Origin of the sequence: Bacteroides sp. GM023 (assembly GCF_014750685.1) — a bacterium.
In the GTDB taxonomy this organism is placed as follows: Bacteria; Bacteroidota; Bacteroidia; order Bacteroidales; family Bacteroidaceae; genus Bacteroides.
Map to the genome: position 1 here is coordinate 617,880 of NZ_JAAXGE010000001.1, position 23,086 is coordinate 640,965.

The window sequence follows — 23,086 nt, forward strand, 5'->3', positions numbered from 1 at the left end:
CTTACATATTCTTCCGCACCTCTCTCGGCGACATACCGAAATGCGCCCTCACATACTTTCCGAAGAAAGAGATATTCGGAAAATTCATCTCGTCAGAGATTTCCTTAATAGATTTATCCGAATGTTTCAGCATATACCTGATATTCTCCGTCGTATATTCATGTATCCATTTCAACGCCGTCTTTTTGCTGACCGTCTTGCAAGTGTATGACAGATATTTAGGTGTCACGCATAACTCCTTTGCATACTGGGATACTGCACGTTCCTTCCCTTTATTCCGTTCCAATAACTTGAGAAAGTTTCTGAATAAAATATCTCCCTGCCTCATTAAATCATCCTCGGAAGAAGTGATAAACTTATCCAAATACGCGCAAATTTCGTAAAGCGCAGCCTGAATAAAAGAATACATCACTTCTTTATGATATAAATGTGGTGATTGATTGACTTTAATCTTCATCAGTTCATAATAATATCCGAAGATTTGCCGGCTATCCTCTTCCAAATGCACAATCGGATTTTTGCTGATATAGAATGCCTTGTTCCAAATATGCTTGCCGTTGTGAAGCAACTGTTGGATGATACGTTCGGAAAGCCCCAGCATTTTACCTTCAAAATCGGGACTAATCATATAATTATTGAGCAATATATTAGGACGGCAAAATAACAAGTCGTTCTCATGGATGACATATGTATTCCCGTTGACATCCAATTGGAGTTTTCCCTGAGTGCACATGATGACCACTACCATACTCAACTTGATGGTATTATTCTCGTCGTAAGGTAACTCCTTTATATCGTCTGCCATGGCGATGTCTCCGTCAATATAGTTCAGCATTTCTTCATCTTTGATGTTGTCCATGCTTACTTCACGGATGTTGTTATTCTCAATTACTCTCATTGTTCCTTTTTTACTTTGTTCGGTGCAAAGATGGTCATTAATTCAAGATAGGTAGTGTCCTTTCGGGAATGAATAGTGTTCTATTTCTCTCATTTTGGTATATGTGACGAAAAATAGGACACTTCCGGGTTTTTAGGGAACACTGCTACTGTCCGGAAAATATACACCTTCGCAGCCGGAAAAAGAAAATTATGTAATCAGTAAATGAAAAGAAAAATGAAACAAAAGTATTATTTGGCGACATTATTGCTAGGCACGCTGGTAACAGGATGCAAGCAAACGGGAGAGACGACAACAGTAGAACCTGTGAAGGTGAAAGTACTGACAGTGGAAGAACATCCGATAAACGGAACACAAGGATTTTCGGGAACAGTCGAAGAAATGACAGGCTCCACATTGAGTTTTCCGGTAGGCGGAACTGTCGGGACAATAGCAGTAACCGTCGGTCAGCGGGTTGCGAAAGGAGCACTTATTGCTGCTGTAGATGAGGTGACTTTACAAAATACGTATAATGCATCCGTCGCTCTGCTTACCCAGGCGGAAGATGCCTGGCAGCGACTGAAACAATTGCACGACAATGGCAGCCTGCCGGAAATACAATGGGTGGAAGCCCAAAGCAATCTGAAACAAGCCGCAGCCTCTGAACAAATAGCCAGGAAGAACCTGTCCGACTGCCGGTTGACAGCACCATTTAGCGGTATTATTTCAGAGAAGAATGTGGAAACCGGACAGAACGTAATGCCTGGGATGCCGGTTGTTAAACTGGTTACCATTCAGCAGGTGAAAGTCAAAGTAGCCGTTCCCGAGAATGAGATAGCACAAATCAAGATTGGACAAACCGCCCGGATTATGGTCGCTGCACTGGAAAACCGGATGTTCGAAGGTAAGATTATCGAGAAAGGCATAGCGGCCCATGCATTATCCCGTTCATATGAAGTGAAAGTCCTGATAGACAATCCCGAACAAATATTGATGCCGGGGATGATTTGTCAAATGCATATTGATAAGTCAGAAAGCGAAGCGACCGCTTTTATACTGCCCGTTCAAGTCGTACAGTTGGACGAGAGCAACCGCTCGTTTGTATGGGTGAACACACAAGGGAGAGCCGAAAAGAGAATGATACAGACAGGAGAACTAACGAACCGGGGAGTGGTGGTTAAGAGTGGACTCGCTTCCGGCGAAGAAGTAATAATTGAAGGACAACAGAAAGTGAGTGTACAAACGCCGATTACAACAGAAAGATGAAAAAGGAACTAAAGATAAAGAAGCGCAGCCTGGTAGAATGGGCGATGCATTACCGGCAGATTGTCATCCTGATAACCTGTTGCCTGATGGCATTCGGAGTCTTCGGACTGTCTGAGATGAAAAAGAATGAATTTCCTGATTTCACCATCCGGCAGGGAATTGTGGTAGCTGTGTATCCGGGAGCCACTGCCGCTGAAGTGGAAGAACAGGTAGCCAAACCTTTGGAGAACTATATATTCAGTTATAAAGAGGTGAAGAAAAGCAAAACCCATTCTACCTGTAAGGATGGAATGGTCGTCATACAGGTGGAGTTGAATGATGAACTGAATAATAAGGATGAATTTTGGAGCAAGTTCAAGCACGGAGTCGGACAATTTAAAAGCGAACTGCCGCAAGGAGTACTTGGTTTGCAGGTCATGGATGATTTTGGCGACACATCAGCTTTACTGATTACGATGGAGAGCGAGGAGAAAACCTACCGCGAACTGGATACCTATATGGACGGATTGAAAGACCGACTTCGGAGAATAGAAAGCGTAGGACGGCTGAATACGTATGGTATGCAGCAGGAACAGATTTCTATTTATTTGGATAGCGAACGTCTGTCTCATTACGGCATCAATGACCAGACACTTGCCATGTCACTGTTTACGAAAGGATTCACCACCACTGCTGGACGAGTGAAAACACAAGATTATGTTTCCCCCGTCTACATCGGCAAATCCTTGAATACCCTGCGTGATGTACAGGAAATGATTGTTTATTCCGATACGGACGGAAATACCGTCCGGTTGAAAGATGTAGTCAAAGTGGTAAGGGAATATCCCGCACAAGAATCGTCCATCACCAACAACGGAAAAAAATGCCTGCTTCTTAGTGTTGAAATGAAGAAAGGCAAGAATATCGTCCAAATGGGAAATGACGTAAAAGAAGTGTTGGAAGAATACGAGAAGACGTTGCCATCGGATGTGCAACTGTTCAAGATTACCGACCAAAGTAAGGTGGTGGATGACAGCGTAGCTACTTTTCTGAAAGAATTGATGATTGCCGTTGTGGCTGTGATTATGGTAGTGATGCTATTAATGCCGTTCAGAGTGGCAATGGTGGCAGCATCCACCATCCCCATCACTGTATTTATCTCATTGGGATTATTCTATGCTTTCGGCATCGAACTGAATACGGTTACATTGGCGGCATTGATTGTCACATTAGGAATGATTGTGGACAATTCTATCGTGATAATAGACAGTTACCTGGAAAAGATATCCGAAGGAATGTCCCGTTGGCATGCTTCTATCGAGAGTGCCACCCATTTCTTCAAGTCTATCTTTTCGGCAACTTTGGCTATCAGTATTACCTTCTTCCCGTTCTTGTTTACGATGAAGGGAATGATACATGACTTCCTGCTGAGTTTCCCGTGGGCTGTTACATTGGTATTGATGATTTCATTACTGGTGGCCGAACTATTAGTTCCCTTCATGCAGTTCTACTTTATCCGGAAACCGGTGGAAAGTGAGCTTCCGGTGGGCGGAAAAAAGAAATTCTCTTTCCTGGATATCTTGCAGAACGGATACAACTGGCTACTGGATAAATGTTTCGCATATCCCCGGGTGACAATCGGAGTAGGAGGATTGTCCGTCATTGCAGGTGTGATATTGATGGGTTGCCTTCCGCAGAAGTTGATGCCGACAGCAGAACGCGACCAGTTTGCCGTAGAGATTTATATGCCGACCGGTACGGCTGTGGAGAAAACGACACAGATAGCAGATAGCCTGGAGCATATTCTTCGCCGAGACGAACGGGTAGTGTCGGTAGCTTCTTTTAAAGGGACTTCCTCGCCCCGTTTTCAGAACTCGTATGCTCCGCAGATGGGTGGAAGTAATTTTGCACAGTTCATCGTGAATACTACCGGAATTGACGCTACGGTAGAAGTACTGGATGAGTACACGCCCCGCTATTCGACTTATTTCCCGGAAGCCGTAGTGCGGTTTAAGCAGTTGGGGTATAGTGAAGCGGTAAATCCTGTCGAAGTGCGGATAAGCGGCGACAGCCTTTCTCTATTGAAAAATGAAGCCGACAAGATTGTGGAAATATTGCGTACAATGCCTGAACTGGAATTGGTGCGTACCAACTTTAATGAACCGTTGGCAGCTACCCGGATTGAGTTGGATGAAGATGAATCCATTCGTTTGGGAATCACGAATACCTCTTTGGAAACAACGCTTGCCATGCGTTATGGAAACGGTTTCCCTGTCACCACTGTTTGGGAAGGTGATTATGACATCAACATCGTGCTGAAAAGTACGAAAGCGGATTCTACCCGCTATGAAGACCTCGGAAATGAACGGATAGCCGCGTCCGGCGGACTGGCAACCGTTCCTTTACGTCAGATAGCGAAGATTGTTCCCGTATGGAATGACGGGCAAATTGTACGTCGCAACGGAATCCGTACCATTACAGTGATGGCGGAAGTCGGCAGAGGAGTCAATGTGATGGATGCAACGGCTAAGGTGCAGGAGAAACTGTCCGGATTATCCATGCCGGAAAACATAACACTGACCTATGGTGGTGAACTGGAAGATAATGAAGAACGGATGCCCGATATTATAGCGGGACTTTGCATCGCTATCATTATTATCTTTTTCATTCTTCTATGGCATTTCAAACGCATAAGTACGGCTGTTATGATGCTCGTATGCCTTTCGCTCTGCCTGTTCGGAACGGCTGTCGGCATATTGATACAGGGAGTTGACCTCAGTATGACCTGTGTGTTGGGAATTGTCAGCCTGATGGGAATCCTTGTACGTAACGGTATTATCATGATTGACTACGCCGAAGAACTCCGTAATAATGAACGGATGACGGCACATCAGGCTATCTACCATTCGGCACAACGGCGTATGCGTCCCATCTTCCTGACATCGGTTGCCGCTTCGATGGGAGTGATTCCGATGATATTGGGGGGTAGCGGACTTTGGATGCCGATGGGAACTGTCATTTTCTATGGCACGCTGATAACGATGATGTTCATCCTGACAGTGATGCCGGTATGTTACTGGTTGATGATGAGCGGGACAAGTGAGAAACGCAGTCGGTCTGCAAAACTGGAATTGGAATAATTAAACTAAGGATAGAAAACGATGATACAGGATAAGTATAAGAAAACAATGGTTTTCGCACTATGCGGATGCATGATGCTTCCTTTATGTGCGCAAAAGACATATACACTTGAGCAATGCCGGGCTATGGCATTGACGCATAATATAAAGATGAAAAAGGCTCAAACGGATTTGAAGTCGGCGGAACAGACGAAGAAAGAAGCGTTTACCAATTATTTCCCCACCGTGGGAGCAACAGGGGCAGGGTTCAACGCGAACAAAGGGTTGCTCGAAATGGAATTGTCTCCCGGCATGGGAATGTCTATGCTGAAGAATGGAATTGTAGGCAGTATCACTGCCACGCAGCCTTTATTCACGGGGGGACAGATTATAAATACGAATAAACTGGCAAAAGTCAGCGTTGAAATAGGCAAATTGCAGTTGCGCCAGTCTGAAAACGAAGTGAGTTATACAACGGAGCAATATTACTGGCAGGTAGTCACGTTGCAGGAAAAACAGAATACGCTGACAGCCGTAGAGAAGATGCTGAACCGCTTGTTTCAGGATGTAGACGTGGCGGTCAAGGCGGGAATGACTACACGGAATGAACTCCTCCAAGTGGAATTGAAAAGGAATGATGTGGCCAGTAAGAAGATAACGCTGGATAATGCGTTATCCCTGAGTAAGATGATATTGGCACAATATATCGGGGAAGCCAGTGATAATTTTGAAGTAGAGACAGATGTTCCGGTGGAAGATATTCCCGCTTTTCCCGAACAGCTTCGCCGGAATCATCGCGCTTCGTTAATACTGACCCCCGAATATCATCTGCTGGAGAAAAATGTTGAAGCCAACCGGTTGCAGAAGAATCTGACTATCGGAAAGAATCTTCCTACGGTAGCCATCGGTGCAGGATATATGTATGACGACCTGATGGATAAATCCCATCCTTTCGGCATCGCTTTTGCTACCGTTTCCATTCCTATCTCCAATTGGTGGGGTGGCTCCCATGCCATTAAAAGGCAGAAACTGCAATTGAAGTACGCCGAATATGAGCGGGACGATACGGGAGAATTGCTGATGATTAAGATGCAGAAAGCCTGGAATGACGTAGACGATTCCTACAAACAGATTCTGATTGCCCGGAAATCCATAGAGCAGGCTACGGAGAATCTAAGACTGAATGAGGATTACTACAAGGCGGGGACTACAAGCATGAGCGATTTACTGGACGCGCAGTCGATGTTTCAGCAAAGCAGGGACGCGTATGTAGATGCTTATTCTCACTATCAAATCAGGAAACTGGAATATTTGCAGGCTACGGGACGATAGATTCTCCGTTTTTTGCATGATGAGTATTTTTTCTTTCGAAAGGTGTAATAGATATTACACCTTTTTTGTTTCAAAACCTTTACTTTTGTAAAAAATACTTTTTCATATGATGAAGTTACCAATAATAAATCGACTCTTTCCTTCTTATAAATGGAAGGTAGCGGCTGTCATCATTGGCGGCGTTATTGTGGGCGGAGGGACATTGTTCATGTATATGCTTCGTGCGCATACTTACCTGGGAGACGACCCGGCTGCCTGTGTGAATTGTCATATCATGACTCCTTACTATGCGACCTGGTTTCATAGCTCGCATGCCCGGGACGCTACTTGCAATGACTGTCATGTGCCGCATGAGAATGCTGTGAAGAAATGGACATTTAAAGGTATAGACGGCATGAAGCACGTAGCTGCCTTTCTCACCAAAAGCGAGCCGCAGGTCATTCAGGCTCACGAAGCCAGTTCCGAAGTGATTATGAATAATTGTATCCGCTGTCATACGCAGCTCAATACCGAGTTTGTGAAGACAGGGAAGATTGATTATATGTTGTCGCAGGTAGGAGAGGGAAAGGCTTGCTGGGATTGCCACCGGGATGTTCCCCATGGCGGAAAGAATTCCTTGTCAGGCACTCCGGGAGCTATTGTTCCTCTGCCCGAATCCCCCGTTCCCGAATGGCTTCGGAAGATGGTGAATAATAAAGATTAAAAAAGAAATACGTAATAAAATAATAAAACCGATATACAATGGAAAAGAAATTAAAATCATGGCAAGGATGGCTGTTGTTCGGAGGTTCAATGGTCGTTGTGTTTGTTTTGGGATTATGCGTTTCTGCGTTGATGGAGCGTAGGGCGGAAGTCGCCAGCATCTTCAATAACCGCAAAAACGTCATCAAAGGAATTGAAGCGCGGAACGAACTCTTCAAAGATGATTTCCCCCGTGAATATCAGACTTGGACTGAAACGGCAAAGACTGATTTTGAAAGCGAATTTAATGGAAATATAGCAGTAGACGCATTGGAGAAACGTCCCGAAATGGTCATTCTTTGGGCCGGATATGCTTTCTCGAAGGATTATTCTACTCCGCGCGGACATATGCATGCCATTGAGGATATCACGGCATCACTCCGTACCGGAGCACCCGCAAGTCCGACCGATGGCCCTCAGCCGTCCACTTGCTGGACTTGTAAGAGTCCCGATGTTCCCCGCATGATGGAAGCCATCGGCGTAGACTCTTTCTATAATAATAAGTGGGGAGCGATGGGGGCTGAAATCGTGAATCCGATTGGTTGTTCCGATTGCCACGACGCGGAAACAATGAATCTCCATATCAGCCGTCCGGCTCTGATAGAGGCTTTCCAACGTCAGGGAAAAGACATCACCAAAGCTACTCCGCAGGAAATGCGTTCGCTGGTATGCGCGCAATGTCACGTTGAATATTACTTCAAAGGTGATGGCAAATACCTTACGTTCCCGTGGGATAAAGGTTTTACGGTAGAGGATATGGAAGCTTATTATGATGAGGCCGGTTTCTATGATTATATCCATAAGTTGAGCCGCACGCCGATTCTGAAAGCACAGCATCCCGACTATGAAATTTGTCAGATGGGTATCCACGGACAGAGAGGTGTCTCGTGTGCAGATTGTCATATGCCGTATAAGAGTGAAGGCGGCGTGAAATTCAGTGACCATCATATTCAGAGCCCGTTGGCTATGATTGACCGTACTTGCCAGGTTTGCCACCGCGAGAGTGAAGAGACATTGCGCAATAACGTTTACGAACGTCAGCGCAAAGCGAACGAAATCCGCAACCGCCTGGAACAGGAATTGGCGAAAGCGCATATCGAAGCTAAATTTGCTTGGGACAAAGGAGCTACGGACGACCAAATGAAAGATGTTCTTGCATTGATTCGTCAGGCACAGTGGCGTTGGGACTTCGGAGTGGCTTCACACGGCGGCTCTTTCCATGCACCGCAGGAAATTCAGAGAATCCTTTCTCACGGACTCGACCGTGCTATGCAGGCTCGTCTCGCCGTATCCAAAGTATTGGCGAAGAACGGATATACAGACAACGTTCCGATGCCGGACATCTCAACGAAGGCAAAGGCCCAGGAATACATTGGTCTTGATATGGACGCTGAAAGAGCTGCGAAAGAGAAGTTCTTGAAAACAACTGTTCCTGCCTGGTTGGAGAAAGCGAAAGAAAATGGACGGCTGGCGCAAATATAAAACAAATATAAAATAAGGAATAGGACAAATATAGGATAGATATAAGATAAGTATAAGAATATATATATGTGGAGCAAACCGTGGAGTTATAAAGAAGGGCTGACGATTGGCGCAGGATTACTGATAATAGGCATATTGCTACAAATGACAGTAGGTGCCATTAACTGGGATTTGTTTGCCTGTCCGGTCAATGTGATTGTGTTAGTGGTTTATATCATTGCCCTGATAGCCATGCACCTTCTTCGTAAACGTGTTTATTTATTCGGATGGTTAAGTCATTATTCCGCTGCTGTCTCCGCTTTGTTGTGGGTGGTCGGCATGACGGTGATAATGGGACTTATCCGGCAAGCTCCTTCCGGTCATGCTTCAAATGCTTCAACGGATTTGCTGGGATTCTCGCAAATGATTGCGTCCTGGCCTTTCGTGCTGCTTTACTTTTGGATGGTTACCGCATTGGGACTGACGATACTTCGTGCCAGCTTTCCTTTTAAGTGGAGCCGGCTTTCGTTCCTTCTCAACCATATCGGATTGTTTGTTGCATTGATAGCTGCCACTTTAGGTAATGCCGATATGCAACGTTTGAAGATGACTACCCGGATGGGCAATGCCGAATGGCGGGCTACCGACGATAAAGGACAGTTGATAGAACTCCCATTGGCTATTGAACTGAAGGATTTCACTATCGACGAATATCCCCCGAAACTGATGTTGATTGACAATGAGACAGGTCGCACGCTTCCCGAAAAATCTCCGGTACATATATTATTGGAAGAAGGAGTATCGGACGGCAACTTGCAGGACTGGCAACTGACTATTAAACAGTCTATCCCGATGGCTGCTTCTGTGGCTACTGAGGATACATTGAAGTTTACCGAATTTCATTCGATGGGTGCTACTTATGCCGTGTATCTGAAAGCTGTTAATCAGAAGAATCAACAGATGAAAGAAGGGTGGGTGAGCTGCGGTAGTTTTCTTTTTCCTTATAAGGCAATCCGCCTGGATTCTTTGACCAGTCTTGTGATGCCGGAACGGGAACCGCAACGGTTTGCGTCGGAAGTGAAGATTTACACGCAGGAAGGTACGATAACGGAAGGAACTATCGAAGTAAACCGACCGATGGAAGTGGAAGGATGGAAAATCTATCAGCTTAGTTATGACGAGACAAAAGGACGATGGAGCGATGTCAGTGTTTTCGAACTGGTTCGCGACCCGTGGTTACCGGTTGTTTATGCAGGAATTATTATGATGATGGCAGGAGCTATCTGTCTATTCGTGAATGCTCAAAAGAGGAAAGAGGAGGAGAAAGCATGAGTTGGGACTACTTTATACTATTTGCGATAGCCGCTTTGGTTTGTTGGGCTATCGGAGCTTTTGCAGCTTGGAAAGGAACGAAGCCGGGGTGGGCTTACGGATTTACGCTGTTGGGACTGGCCATCTTCTTCAGTTTTATGATTGGAATGTGGATTTCATTGGAACGTCCCCCGATGCGGACGATGGGAGAGACTCGTCTATGGTATTCTTTCTTCCTTCCGTTGGCAGGATTGATAACTTATGTGCGTTGGAAGTATAAATGGATTCTTAGTTTCAGTTGTATCCTTTCACTGGTGTTTATTTGTATCAATATCTTCAAACCGGAGATTCACAATAAAACCTTGATGCCTGCTTTGCAGAGCCCGTGGTTTGCCCCTCATGTCATTGTGTATATGTTTGCGTATGCCATGCTGGGAGCGGCAACGGTGATGGCCGTCTATCTGCTTTGGTTCAAGAAGAAAGAAATAGAACGGAAAGAGATGGATTTATGTGACAACCTCACTTATGTAGGTCTGGCATTTATGACACTGGGTATGCTTACAGGAGCTATTTGGGCGAAGGAAGCCTGGGGACATTACTGGGCTTGGGACCCGAAGGAAACTTGGGCGGCAGCTACCTGGTTCGCCTATTTGGTATATATTCATTTCAGATTGGGCAAGCCGTTGAAGGCACGTCCGGCATTGATTATTTTGTTAGTATCGTTTGTCTTATTACAGATGTGTTGGTATGGAATCAATTATCTTCCGTCCGCACAAGGAATCAGTGTACACACTTATAACTTAAATTAAAATATCAATGAAAACATTTTATTGGTCATTAGTCATTATGCTATTGCCAAGCATGGCATACACACAAAACACGGAGAAGGAAAATGAATTTACGATGTCTGTACAAATCAGACCCCGTGCTGAGTATCGGAACGGAGCTTTGACTCCCCGTAATGAGGGGGAAAGTGCCGCGTCGTTTATAAACAACCGGGCACGTTTGTCTATGGATTACAAGCGTTCGGATTTGGAAATTAAGATGTCGGCACAGCATGTCGGCGTTTGGGGACAAGACCCGCAGATTGATAAAAATGGTCGTTTCATCTTAAATGAAGCATGGGCGAAATTAGATTTCGGGCAGGGATTCTTTGCACAGCTAGGTCGTCAGACGTTATCTTATGATGATGAACGAATCCTGGGCGGACTGGACTGGAATGTAGCCGGGCGTTATCACGATGCATTGAAACTTGGTTATGCCAACAAGAATAATGAAGTGCATCTTATCCTTGCATTCAATCAGAACGATGAAAAAACAGCAGGCGGTACGTATTACGATTCTTCCAAAGGACAGCCTTACAAAAATATGCAAACTGTATGGTATCATTATAAATCAGACAATATCCCCTTCGGAGCTTCTTTGCTATTTATGAATCTCGGACTGGAAACAGGGGATAAGGCAACAGAAGATTCGCATACCCGATACCTGCAAACGATGGGCACTTACCTCACTTATAAAGATAGCGGCTGGGATTTGAACGGTGCATTCTACTATCAGATGGGTAAAAACAAATTTGCCCGGAAAGTCTCTGCGTTAATGGGAAGCGTACAAGCTGCCTATGCATTTGATAAGACTTGGGGAGTTGTTGCGAGCTTCGATTATCTAAGTGGGGATAAAGGTACGGGAGATAAGTTCAAGGCTTTCGACCCTCTTTATGGTACACACCATAAGTTCTACGGAGCAATGGACTACTTCTATGCTTCCACTTTCGCCAACGGTTACGCTCCGGGATTGATGGATGCTCGTATCGGCGGTCGGTTCCGTGCATCTTCCAAAGTGGATATGGAGTTGAACTATCATTATTTCACTACGGCAGTCAAACTTCCCGAACTAAAGAAATCATTAGGTTCGGAAGTCGATTACCAAATCAATTGGTCAATCATGAAGGACGTGAAACTTTCAGCCGGATATTCTTTTATGCTTGGCACAAAAACAATGGATGCTGTGAAAACAGGAAATCATAAGAGCTGGCAAGATTGGGGGTGGGTATCATTGAATATCAATCCGAAGGTGCTATTTACAAAATGGTAAATATAGGATAATAGCATTGAAAATAAAATGTGGCGCAACCTAAAACATTAGTTTTATGCTGCGCCACATTTTTATTATAAATCTTCTATTATAGAAACTTCTCTAAAGCCGTTTTATTCAATATCTCCACCCGCTTTCCTTCCATGGTAACAAGCCCTTCTTTAATCATCTTATTGATTTCTTTCGATAAAGCAGGACGGGATACATTCAAATACTCGGCAAGCTGAGATTGGGTATGCATAATATCCACTACCAAAGAATCCTTTTTCTTATGCTCGTATAAGTAGACGATAAATCTCTCCCGTACCGTTTTGCGTGAAAGAGGTTTTAGGCGTGATACAGTACAAATATTGCAATTACCGGCAATACAAAGAAAATTATGTAATACCTGTGGGTCTTGACTGATGACTTTGAAAGTTGACTCTTTAGTCGCCATAAACACGATGCTGTCTTCAAGAGCGGTGAATGTAGCCGGTAAAGTATTGTCTGAATTGAACAGGTGCGGAGTAGCAAAAGTCCGTGGCGCAATGATATATTCAATCATCACTTCATTTCCTAATCCGTCAATAATATCTGTCCGAAGTTTCCCTTCCAGTAGTACATACAGCTTATTGCAGGGCGTACCTTGCGTTACAACTATCTCTTTCTTTTCCGCTGCATAGACCACAAACTCTAACTTTTCAAGCAAAGAATGTTTGATATTTGTTGGTAAATCCCGGAAAAGAGGGATTTGAAATAGCTTTTCTTTATGCGAATCGGTCAGTTGTATCTTTTTCATTGCTTCCTGTTGTTCGTATCATGGACAAAGATAAGGATAAAAAATGAAAACATGGGCGGATGGGTGTAAGAAGGTTGTCGTTTTGTTCTGACTATAATTATAGCCGAACTTTCGAATTTGGACAAAGTGAGACGAAAATAGTAATATATTGGATGTGCTTGCTCTGATTTACTGCGATTTGTGTATTGAAGAATAGCTCTGTAACGAGTGATTTTATCCACTAAAATAATAGAGTTATGAGAGCGACATTCAAATAATATATGCCAAAAATATCGATTCAATTTTACTTTTGTATTTTGGCTAGGTCTTTTATATAGAACGACCATTCAGCTGAGCTCACGAAAAGGTACGTGGAATATAAATGTATAATGAAATTATATATAAAAAACTATGTATACAACAGAAAAATGGAAAACAGGAATACTGGTAATTGTGATGGCATTGTTTTGCGGATCCGCAAATGCGCAACGTTGGCGTTCGCATTGCCATCCGCATCGGGTGGTTACTATTGTGGATCGGCCTAACGTAACAACTCACGTCAGCAATCGCTTCAATCAAAGGGAGCGATTGGCGCTTGCGGTGGCTTACTTGGAGACACATGAATACCTCTCCATCAGGCAGTATGCAAAAATGACACAACTTAGTAAGGTCTCGGCAGAAGCCGAGCTTAACGCTTTTGCAATGGATAAGAACAAACCCATACAATTTGTTATCAAAGGAAAAAAGAAAGTGTATATAAAAAAATGATAGCGTAATGAAACAGAACTGGAAATTAGTGTTTATAGGGGTGACCGTTATGTTCTTAATGCAATCGTGTGTGACCATGCGTTCACCTCACCACCATCACCGTCACAGGTATTGTTTGGTCGTTGCGCAACCGATAATTGTCACAACCTTGTTCAACCTTTCTTCCGTCGAATGTGTGGCGGTATCAGAACCTACTGTTTATGGGAATAAGGGATGATCGGGAGTTGGTAGCGATAATAGTCAAAGATCCGGAAAAAGGATTCCGATTGCTGATGACGAAGTATATGGATACGGTATATTGGCACATTAGGCGACTGGTGGTGTCGCACGATGATGCGCAAGATGCAACACAGGAGGTGTTTGTACGAGTATTTCGCTTTTTGAAGCAATTCAAAGGTGAATGTGCTTTCCGTTCGTGGATTTATCGGATTGCCACTAATGAGGCTTTGCGTATTCTGAATCAGCGTCAAAACGACCGGGTGTCGTTGGATGATTCTTTAGTTGAACTAAGCAGTATGATGGCTGACGATTATGTAGATTATGCTGACTTGGAAGCGGTCAGGCTGCAACAGGCTATTTTGGCATTACCTACCAAACAGCAGTTGGCTTTCAACTTACGATACTATAACGAATTGGGGTATGACGAGATTGCCGAGATTACGGGCTCTACCCCAGAGAATGTAAAATCGAACTATCATATTGCTAAAGAAAAGATAATCAAATATATGAACTTAAACAATTAGACGTATGAAAGAAAAGTTTGATTTCAACTGCATAGGTAAACGAATGCCCTATACCGCACCTGAAAGCTTTTTAGACGATATTGAAAAGAATGTATGGGAAACTATAAAAGAGGAGGTGATACCGTCGAAACCCAAGCGGAACTACCGCCTTTGGTATTCTATATCCGGCGGACTTGTGGCAGCAAGCATTACGTTGTTGCTTGTTTTCAATATTCTGCCCGGTCATCAAAAGACGGACGATTTAGAGATGTTTGAACAAGCTTTCTTAAATCTGAGCAGCGCCGACCAAGATTATTTACTAACCGTCTATCAGGACGATTTATTTATAAATAAATGAAAGGAATCAATATGAAAAGTGTTTTTAGAATTCTTTTGTTTGCTATGGCAATGATCACTTTTTGCGTAAGCACTTATGCCCAAAAGGATAGTAGACAACGCATTACGCGAGAACAATTAGCCGAAACACAAGCTAAATATATCGTAAAAGAAATAGAGATGGATGACGCAACCGCAGAAAAGTTTATCGCAACTTTTTGTCAGTTCCAAAAAGAAATCTGGGCACTTGGTCCCAGACCCGAAAGAATAGCTTCGGACCATACAGATACAGAGGCAGAACAAGCGTTAAAAGAGCGATTTGCCCACAGCCAAAAGATACTCGACCTGAGAAAAAAGTATTATGTACTATACAGCAGATTTCTGACACAGAAGCAGATAGAATGTGTCTATAAATTGGAAAGGGGAATGATGAACCGTCTGTATTATCGCTCTCAAAAGGGAAAAACTCAAAAATAATAATTTGATTAAGAATAAAATAATGAAAAGAATCAGTTTATATTGTCTTTTGCTTCTCTTTCTGTCAACGATGGTTGCTTGTCAGGGAGACAATGAAGAAAATGTAGTGCTTCCCGGCAATCAAGGGCAGAACTCAGCCTTGGGGAATCTTACCGCAACCATCTCTGACGGGCTTTATAACAATTGGTGTGCGGGTGATGTCATAATGTTGCTTCATGGTGGAAAAACTGTTTTTGTGGAAGCACAGGAATCCGGCAACATGTCGGGACTTTCAAGTACTGTCGAAGGCACTTTCACTGATGATAATCCTTTGTATGGCATTTTTCCGGCAGACAATATGGTGTCTTCAGATAATGAAAGTGTAATCATAACTATTCCTACCGCCCAAACGGGTGGCGACAATGGATATGATGAAAAATCAGCGGTCACTGTGGCCCGCACAGTCACAAAATCTCTAAATTTCCATACTATTTGTGGGGGTATTAAACTTAACTTCCAGATGTCGGGTGTGACAAGAATCGAACTTGAAAGTGTTGATGGCTATGCCCTGTCTGGTATGGTTAGGATAAAATGGGATGAGCAGGGAAAACCTGTGGTTGATGAAATAGAAAGCGCCAATTCCATCATTACTTTCAACGCTTCAGAGGATTCCGGTCTCATACCAGGAAAAGACTACTATATTTCCACCTTACCTTGTGACATCTATGGAGGATATAGGCTTTCCATATACAAGGATGACTTGGTTGCTCATTATTTCGGTGTGCATCAGATGGTGGATCGGAGCATTTATATAAGTCCGAGTGATCTGCATGAAAGTGAGTTGGAGTTTGACAATCCGGATGCGCCGCTTGTAGAAGAAGAGCGTCCGGAACTGGATGCCATAACAAACATCCTCCTTCACCAATATCAGAGAGATCCGACAGAAGAGAACAAACAGGCGCTACTGGATCAGATGGGGCTTCGTTATGACAAAGTTGTGGCGCGAAAGAAAGCCAAGCTCCGTGAGTTGGAGAGGGAAGCAAAAACTCCCGATCTTGTAGAAGAAATGCAAGGTATTGTGGATGAAATGGTTGAAAAACGTGAGATTCGGCTGGAACAACAGTTTCTGCGACTCATTGACCCTCGAAATGACGATAACCCAGATGACGCCTGGATGGTGTTGCGTGGTGCGTCTGCTCTGAATGCCTACATTGGTTATGCACCTGTGACAAATGCTGAATATGCTGTTTTCAGAGAAGGCTTTATCTATGATACAGGAAAGGAAAACTATCCAGTAGTGAATGTCACCATTGCTGAAGTCACAGCTTATTGCGACTGGCTCACTGCTCATGACAACTCGCATACATATCGTCTTCCAACCGATGAGGAGTGGGTTCTCGCTGCCGGGCACATGCCAAAAGATGTATCTATGAACTCCGGTCATGTAGAGTCGGGATTGACGGCGGTAGACGCTTATAGTCAGACGACTGGTGCTTGTGGAGGTACTGATTTTTGGGGTAATTGCTGGGAATGGACTTCTTCAACCGATGCAAGTGGTTCGTATATCGTTAAAGGAGGCAGTTGGGACTCTGAACGTGATGATTGCCGTAGCGAGAAATCGGATGTCGTGAGGACTGGTACACTAGGCTACACCAATGTCGGTTTTAGAGTGGTAAGGGTTGATTCCTCTGATATAAAATAGGTTCATGAAATCGAAATGCGGATTTATAAATACTTGTAATTTAATAATAGGAGAATTATGATGTCTGCCCAAGGTAATAACAACTGGTAAATGACGGAAAAGGTAACTGCTGAAAAGAAGGATAGAAAACGTAACAAGCCCAAAGAATGTAAAATATGGTTTCATCAGGTAGCTATCGCTGTTTTGTTATCAATGAGAACATACTTTCGATAATCTACTTTTGTGAATGGGCTTGAATCAGTAATTATGGTATGTATCTCTGTAATTTATCTACGTCCGATATACATTTAATTGTCTATTTTTGCAGAGTGGAAATTTGATAAAAGGAATTCTGATAATAGAAAATAATAAAGTAAGAAAGTTATGGCTAAAAAGGTTTTAATTATTTCATCCAGTCCACGTAGAGGTGGCAATTCGGATATGCTTTGTGACGAGTTTATGAAAGGTGCTCTCGAAGCCGGCAATGAAGTAGAAAAGATTTTCTTAAAAGACAAAACGGTTCATCCTTGTACTGGATGCAGTGTTTGCAGTATGTATGGTAAACCTTGTCCGCAGAAAGATGACGCGGACGAAATCGTAGGAAAGATGATTGCCGCAGATGTGATTGTAATGGCGACTCCTGTCTATTTCTACACCATGTGCGGACAGATGAAGATTATGATTGACCGCTGTTGTGCACGCTATACGGAAATGTCCGATAAAGAATTTTATTTCATCATTGCGGCAGCAGAAGAAAATAAAGGGATGATGGAACGCACCATTGACGGTTTCCGTGGCTTCCTTGATTGTTTGGAAAGACCGCAGGAGAAAGGTACTGTTTATGGAATCGGTGCCTGGAAGGTAGGGGAGATTAAAGAGACTCCATATATGCTGGAAGCCTACGAGATGGGTAAACAAATATAACGCTGACGTAAAAAAACTAGTCATTTTTAGTAGATAATTGTCCTGTTTGTTTGTTCTGCTACAGAATTGTTCTAATTTTGTAGCAGAACTTTTTTTGTCTGGTACAATATCTATCTAAAAGTGAAATATCATGAGTTATAAAATAACGACTCTTGTAGAGAACTGTGTTTATGGACGCAAACTTCAAGCAGAACACGGACTTTCTCTATTTATTGAAACAGCAGACAATAAACTACTTTTCGATACCGGAGCATCGGACTTGTTTATTTGGAACGCGCGCCTATTGCATATTGACTTACAAAAGGTGGATTATCTGATACTATCTCATGGACATAGTGACCACACAGGCGGATTACGTCATTTCCTGAAATTGAATACCCATGCCACAGTACTATGTAAACGTAGTATTTTCTCTCCCAAATTTAAAGACGAACGCGAAAATGGAATGAAGCATTGGGAAACATTCGACCTGTCCCGCTTTCACTTTATTGATGAACAGACAGAGCTTATTCCCGGTGTTTTCCTTTTTCCGACGATAGAAATTGTGAACCATGAAGATACTCACTTCGAACGATTCTTTGTTCAGGAAGGAGAGAATAGGATACCGGATACTTTTCAGGATGAACTGGCAGTAGCTTTGATTGATTCGACAGGTATCTCAGTGCTTAGTGCCTGCTCTCATCGTGGCATCACGAATATCTTGCGAACCATAAGAAACTCATTCCCCAATCTTCCTTGCAATCTGCTTTTGGGAGGTTTTCATATCCATAATGCAGAAGAACAAAAATATCAGGTAATTGCGGATTATCTACAAGGATATTTACCTCGTCAGGTTGGCGTATGCCATTGTACGGGAGTAGATAAATATGCTTTTTTCTATAAAGATTTTGGAGATAGAATATTTTATAGCCATACGGGGAAGGTAATTCAAACGAATCTATGAAAACAGACCTGATGAATTTAAAAAAGAGTTTTATATCTCATCCGTTTATTCTTATGGAAGGAGCTTTGGGAGAGCGTCTGAAAAGGGAGTATGGTTTGGATATAAGTGGTACTGTCGCAATGGCTGATTTGATTTATCAAGAACAGGGAAGAATAGCATTGAGGAAATTGTGGAATGAATATATAGATATTGCGCGTACTTATCAAATGCCTTTCATCGCAACGACTCCTACAAGGCGGGCTAATAAGGAACGTGTCTATATGGCTGGTTATAGTGATTCAATCATTATGGATAATGTCGAGTTTCTGCGAGAGATAAAAAAGACGTCAGGAATTGAAATGTATATCGGTGGTCTGATGGGATGCAAAGGAGATGCCTATACAGGTGAAGGTGCATTAAGTAAAGAAGAAGCGATTGATTTTCATCATTGGCAAGCTAATTTATTCCGTTTGGCAAATATTGATTTCCTTTATGCCGGTATTATGCCGGAGTTAATGGAAACATTAGGGATGGCTACAGTTATGTCTGATACGGACATTCCATATATTATAAGTTTCACAATTCAAAAAGATGGAAAACTGATAGACGGGCATACGATAAATTATGCAATACGTTTTATCGATGATAATGTATCCAATAAACCGGTGTGTTACATGACTAATTGCGTGCATCCTGATATTGTTTACCAAGCCCTGTCTCATGATTTCAATCAGACAGAAAGTGTACGAATGCGCTTTATGGGTATTCAGGCAAATACTTCTGCCTTGTCATATAACGAATTGGACGGAGCTAAAGAGCTGCAAACTTCTTCACCTGTCGATTGGGCAAAAGCTATGATGAAATTGAAATCCGATTATCATTTTAAAATCTTTGGCGGATGCTGTGGTACGGACAATAAGCATATGGAAGAAATAGCTAAAAGGATGAAACAATAGAGTGCTCAGACATTCTTAAAACGTGAGTATAATAAAAATAACGATGTAATATGAAGAAACTAATTATTTGTTTATCATTGGCGTTAACTGCGCTATCCGGTTACGCCATTACTCCATTGTGGATGCGTGATGCACGCATTTCACCCGATGGAGCAGAAATCGTCTTTTGTTATAAAGGCGATATTTATAAAGTCCCCGCACAGGGAGGGACTGCCGTTCAGTTGACAACACAAGCGTCTTATGAAGCCAATCCTGTATGGTCGCCCGATGGCAAGCAAATTGCTTTTGCCAGCGACCGTAATGGTAATTTCGACCTTTTTGTTATGCCTGCCACTGGCGGAACGGCCAAGAGACTGACTTATCATTCAGCATCGGAAATTCCCTCTGCTTTTACGCCGGATGGAAAGTATGTGCTTTTTTCCGCTTCTATTCAAGACCCGGCAACCAGTGCATTGTTTCCTACCGGAGCTATGACGGAATTGTATAAAGTTCCTGTTGTCGGCGGACGCACCGAACAAGTTCTGGGTACTCCTGCCGAATGGGTTTGTTTCGATAAAACAGGAAAGAACTTTCTTTATCAAGACCGGAAAGGCTTTGAAGATGAATGGAGAAAACATCATACTTCATCTATCACAAGAGATGTTTGGCTGTACAATACCCAAACCGGAAAGCATACAAACCTGACCAATCGGGCTGGGGAAGACCGTAACCCTGTTTATGCTCCCGATGGAAATACTGTTTATTTTTTGAGTGAACGCAATGGCGGTTCGTTCAATGTTTACTCTTTTCCGTTGAATACTCCGCAGGAAGTGAAAGCAGTAACTACCTTCAAAACCCATCCGGTACGTTTCCTGTCTGTCAGCGATAAGGGTACACTTTGCTATACTTATGATGGCGAGCTTTACACACAAGCGGTAAACGCCCGTCCCCAAAAAGTAAAAGTAGAACTTGTCCGGGATAACGAAGAACAACTTGCCGCACTTAAATTCTCTCAGGGAGCAACTTCAGCTTCTGTATCTCCCGATGGAAAACAGATTGCTTTCATCGTGCGTGGTGATGTATTTGTCACTTCTACTGACTATGCGACGACCAAGCAAATCACGAATACTCCTGCCAAAGAAGCTGCCGTTTCCTTTGCTCCGGATAACCGTACATTGGTCTATGCCAGTGAACGAACCGGAAACTGGCAATTATACACCGCCAAAATAACCCGTAAAGAAGACCCCAACTTTCCCAACGCTACCCTGATTGAAGAAGAAGTATTACTCCCTTCCAAAACCGTAGAACGTGCTTATCCCAAATATTCACCGGACGGAAAAGAACTGGCTTTTATTGAAGACCGCAACCGATTGATGGTGCTCGACCTGAAAACAAAAAAGGTACGTCAGGTCACGGATGGCTCTACATGGTATAGCACCGGTGGTGGATTTGATTATGAATGGTCGCCCGACGGTAAATGGTTCACTCTTGAGTTTATAGGAAATCGGCATGACCCCTATTCGGATATAGGTATAGTCAGTGCGCAGGGAGGAGCAATTACCAATCTGACGAATAGCGGATATATCAGTGGTTCTCCGCTTTGGGTACTCGATGGAAATGCTATTCTTTTTCAGACAGAACGTTATGGTATGCGTGCACATGCTTCCTGGGGTTCACAACAGGATGTCATGCTTGTATTCCTGAACCAGGACGCTTACGACCGCTATCGCCTGAGCAAAGAAGATTTTGAGTTACTCAAAGAATTTGAGAAAGAACAGAAAAAAGCTAAAGAGAACGATAAGGATAAAAACAAGAAATCCGATAAAGATAAAAAGTCTGATAAAGCCAAAAAAGATAAAGACGATAAGGACAAAGACGCTGAAAAGGATTCTGACGAAGCGGATAAAGATAAGGATAAAACAAAGGATATTGTCGTAGAGCTCAACGGCATCGAAGACCGCATCGTCCGTCTTACTCCCAACTCTTCCGACCTGGGCAGTGCCATACTTTCCAAAGACGGAGAGAACCTTTATTATTTCTCTGCTTTTGAAGGTGGATACGACCTTTGGAAGATGAACCTTCGTGAAAAAGAAACGAAACGTCTGCATAAACTAAATTCCGGCTGGGTGTCATTGATGTTGGACAAGAAAGGCGATATATTCTTGCTGGGAAGCAGAAATATGCAGAAGATGGATGCCAAATCAGATGCATTGAAACCAATCAGCTATCAGGCCGAAATGAGAATGGAACTGGCTGCCGAACGTGAAGCCATGTTCGACCATGTCTACAAGCAACATCAGAAACGTTTTTATAACGTCAAGATGCACGGAGTAAACTGGGATGCCATGACTGCCGCTTACCGCAAGTTCCTTCCTCACATTGACAACAACTATGACTTTGCTGAATTATTAAGCGAATGGTTAGGCGAGTTGAACGTCTCTCATACAGGAGGGCGTTATTCTTCGCGAGGTAAGGGAGACGTAACTTCTAATCTCGGTTTATTGTTCGACTGGAATTATCAGGGAAAAGGAATGCAAATCTCAGAAGTTGTGGAGAAAGGGCCGTTCGACCACTCCCGTACCAAAGTAAAAGCCGGCTGCATTATCGAAAAGATAAACGGTGAAGAACTGGCACCCGATAATGACATTACTTATCTGCTGAATAACAAAGCCGGAAAGAAAACCTTGATTTCACTTTACAATCCGGAAAGCAAAGAACGTTGGGAAGAAGTGGTGATGCCTATCACAAGCGGGCAACTGAACGGATTGCTGTACAAACGCTGGGTAAAACAACGTGCCGCCGATGTTGAGAAATGGTCGAACGGACGCCTTGGATATGTCCATATTCAATCTATGGGTGACGGTAGTTTCCGTACTGTTTACTCTGATATTTTGGGTAAATATAACAACTGTGACGGAATAGTAATCGACACTCGTTTCAACGGTGGCGGTCGTCTGCACGAAGATATTGAAATTCTGTTCAGTGGGAAGAAGTACTTCACGCAAGTGGTACGTGGCCGTGAAGCGTGTGATATGCCAAGCCGTCGTTGGAACAAGCCTTCCATCATGTTGCAATGCGAAGCCAACTACTCAAATGCGCACGGTACTCCTTGGGTATATAAACATCAGAATATAGGCAAACTTGTCGGTATGCCTGTTCCGGGAACAATGACAAGCGTATCTTGGGAAACTTTGCAAGACCCGTCTTTAGTATTCGGTATTCCCATTATCGGTTATCGTTTACCTGACGGCAGTTATTTGGAAAATTCCCAATTAGAGCCTGATGTTAAGGTTGCCAATAGCCCCGAAACCGTAGTGAAAGGTGAAGATACACAGTTGAAAGTGGCTGTGGATGAACTTCTGAAAGAGATAGATAGCAAGAAATAAGCTTGATATATAAAATGAA

Annotated in this window: 19 protein-coding genes; 17 read left to right on the forward strand and 2 right to left on the reverse strand. The window is 43.2% G+C overall.

The features are described from left to right. Position 1: 1 nt before the first annotated feature. Positions 2–898, reverse strand: coding sequence for a helix-turn-helix domain-containing protein (locus HC965_RS02300; RefSeq protein ID WP_191029907.1), 897 nt, complete (start codon positions 896–898; stop codon positions 2–4). 216 nt (positions 899–1,114) lie between these two features. Here HC965_RS02300 and HC965_RS02305 point away from each other — a divergent pair, with 216 nt between their 5' ends. The 8 genes from HC965_RS02305 to HC965_RS02340 all read left to right on the forward strand — a co-directional run bounded on the left by HC965_RS02305 (position 1,115) and on the right by HC965_RS02340 (position 12,180). Continuing rightward, entirely contained in the window at positions 1,115–2,143 is a 1,029-nt protein-coding gene (locus HC965_RS02305; RefSeq protein ID WP_191029908.1) for an efflux RND transporter periplasmic adaptor subunit, read from the forward strand. Then, entirely contained in the window at positions 2,140–5,262 is a 3,123-nt protein-coding gene (locus tag HC965_RS02310; protein ID WP_191029909.1) for an efflux RND transporter permease subunit, read from the forward strand. The genes HC965_RS02305 and HC965_RS02310 overlap by 4 nt, the downstream gene beginning before the upstream one ends. 21 nt (positions 5,263–5,283) lie before the next feature. Next, positions 5,284–6,573, forward strand: coding sequence for a TolC family protein (locus tag HC965_RS02315; protein WP_191029910.1), 1,290 nt, complete (start codon positions 5,284–5,286; stop codon positions 6,571–6,573). Between the two features lie 106 nt (positions 6,574–6,679). After that, a complete protein-coding gene (gene nrfH / locus HC965_RS02320; protein WP_191029911.1) occupies positions 6,680–7,276 on the forward strand; it encodes a cytochrome c nitrite reductase small subunit in 597 nt (198 codons plus the stop codon). A gap of 38 nt (positions 7,277–7,314) precedes the next feature. Beyond that, on the forward strand, positions 7,315–8,796 hold the full coding sequence (gene nrfA, locus HC965_RS02325; RefSeq protein ID WP_191029912.1) for an ammonia-forming cytochrome c nitrite reductase: 1,482 nt from the start codon (positions 7,315–7,317) through the stop codon (positions 8,794–8,796). Between the two features lie 66 nt (positions 8,797–8,862). Beyond that, the gene (locus HC965_RS02330; protein ID WP_191029913.1) at positions 8,863–10,107 is read left to right on the forward strand and encodes a cytochrome c biogenesis protein ResB; all 1,245 of its coding nucleotides are present in this window, start codon (positions 8,863–8,865) and stop codon (positions 10,105–10,107) included. Beyond that, on the forward strand, positions 10,104–10,895 hold the full coding sequence (locus HC965_RS02335; RefSeq protein WP_191029914.1) for a cytochrome c biogenesis protein: 792 nt from the start codon (positions 10,104–10,106) through the stop codon (positions 10,893–10,895). Before HC965_RS02330 ends, HC965_RS02335 begins: the two co-directional genes overlap by 4 nt. 7 nt (positions 10,896–10,902) lie before the next feature. Beyond that, positions 10,903–12,180, forward strand: a complete 1,278-nt coding sequence (locus HC965_RS02340; RefSeq protein WP_191029915.1) for an alginate export family protein — start codon at positions 10,903–10,905, stop codon at positions 12,178–12,180. Between the two features lie 88 nt (positions 12,181–12,268). On the opposite strand, the gene HC965_RS02345 is transcribed toward HC965_RS02340, so the two are convergent. After that, the gene (locus tag HC965_RS02345) at positions 12,269–12,958 is read right to left on the reverse strand and encodes a Crp/Fnr family transcriptional regulator (protein WP_191029916.1); all 690 of its coding nucleotides are present in this window, start codon (positions 12,956–12,958) and stop codon (positions 12,269–12,271) included. A 390-nt stretch (positions 12,959–13,348) separates the two neighbouring features. Between HC965_RS02345 and HC965_RS02350 the strand changes: the two genes are divergently transcribed. From HC965_RS02350 to HC965_RS02390, 9 genes are all read left to right on the forward strand, one after another. Further along, the gene (locus HC965_RS02350) at positions 13,349–13,705 is read left to right on the forward strand and encodes a hypothetical protein (RefSeq protein ID WP_191029917.1); all 357 of its coding nucleotides are present in this window, start codon (positions 13,349–13,351) and stop codon (positions 13,703–13,705) included. Between the two features lie 200 nt (positions 13,706–13,905). Further along, a complete protein-coding gene (locus HC965_RS02355; protein WP_191029918.1) occupies positions 13,906–14,448 on the forward strand; it encodes an RNA polymerase sigma factor in 543 nt (180 codons plus the stop codon). Positions 14,449–14,452: 4 nt separating this feature from the next. Next, entirely contained in the window at positions 14,453–14,785 is a 333-nt protein-coding gene (locus HC965_RS02360; protein ID WP_191029919.1) for a hypothetical protein, read from the forward strand. After that, a complete protein-coding gene (locus HC965_RS02365) occupies positions 14,782–15,240 on the forward strand; it encodes a hypothetical protein (protein WP_223854642.1) in 459 nt (152 codons plus the stop codon). The genes HC965_RS02360 and HC965_RS02365 overlap by 4 nt, the downstream gene beginning before the upstream one ends. A 22-nt stretch (positions 15,241–15,262) precedes the next feature. Then, a complete protein-coding gene (locus HC965_RS02370) occupies positions 15,263–16,921 on the forward strand; it encodes an SUMF1/EgtB/PvdO family nonheme iron enzyme (protein WP_223854644.1) in 1,659 nt (552 codons plus the stop codon). Positions 16,922–17,284: 363 nt separating this feature from the next. Beyond that, positions 17,285–17,824 carry a flavodoxin family protein gene (locus tag HC965_RS02375; protein ID WP_191029920.1) on the forward strand — a complete coding sequence of 180 codons (540 nt, stop codon included), beginning with the start codon at positions 17,285–17,287 and terminating at the stop codon, positions 17,822–17,824. 130 nt (positions 17,825–17,954) lie between these two features. Then, positions 17,955–18,767 carry an MBL fold metallo-hydrolase gene (locus HC965_RS02380; protein ID WP_191029921.1) on the forward strand — a complete coding sequence of 271 codons (813 nt, stop codon included), beginning with the start codon at positions 17,955–17,957 and terminating at the stop codon, positions 18,765–18,767. Next, entirely contained in the window at positions 18,764–19,702 is a 939-nt protein-coding gene (locus tag HC965_RS02385) for a homocysteine S-methyltransferase family protein (protein ID WP_223854646.1), read from the forward strand. The genes HC965_RS02380 and HC965_RS02385 overlap by 4 nt, the downstream gene beginning before the upstream one ends. Before the next feature lie 50 nt (positions 19,703–19,752). Continuing rightward, positions 19,753–23,067 (forward strand): S41 family peptidase, encoded by a 3,315-nt coding sequence (locus HC965_RS02390; protein ID WP_191029922.1) that lies wholly within the window; start codon positions 19,753–19,755, stop codon positions 23,065–23,067. The last annotated feature ends 19 nt before the right edge of the window (positions 23,068–23,086 follow it).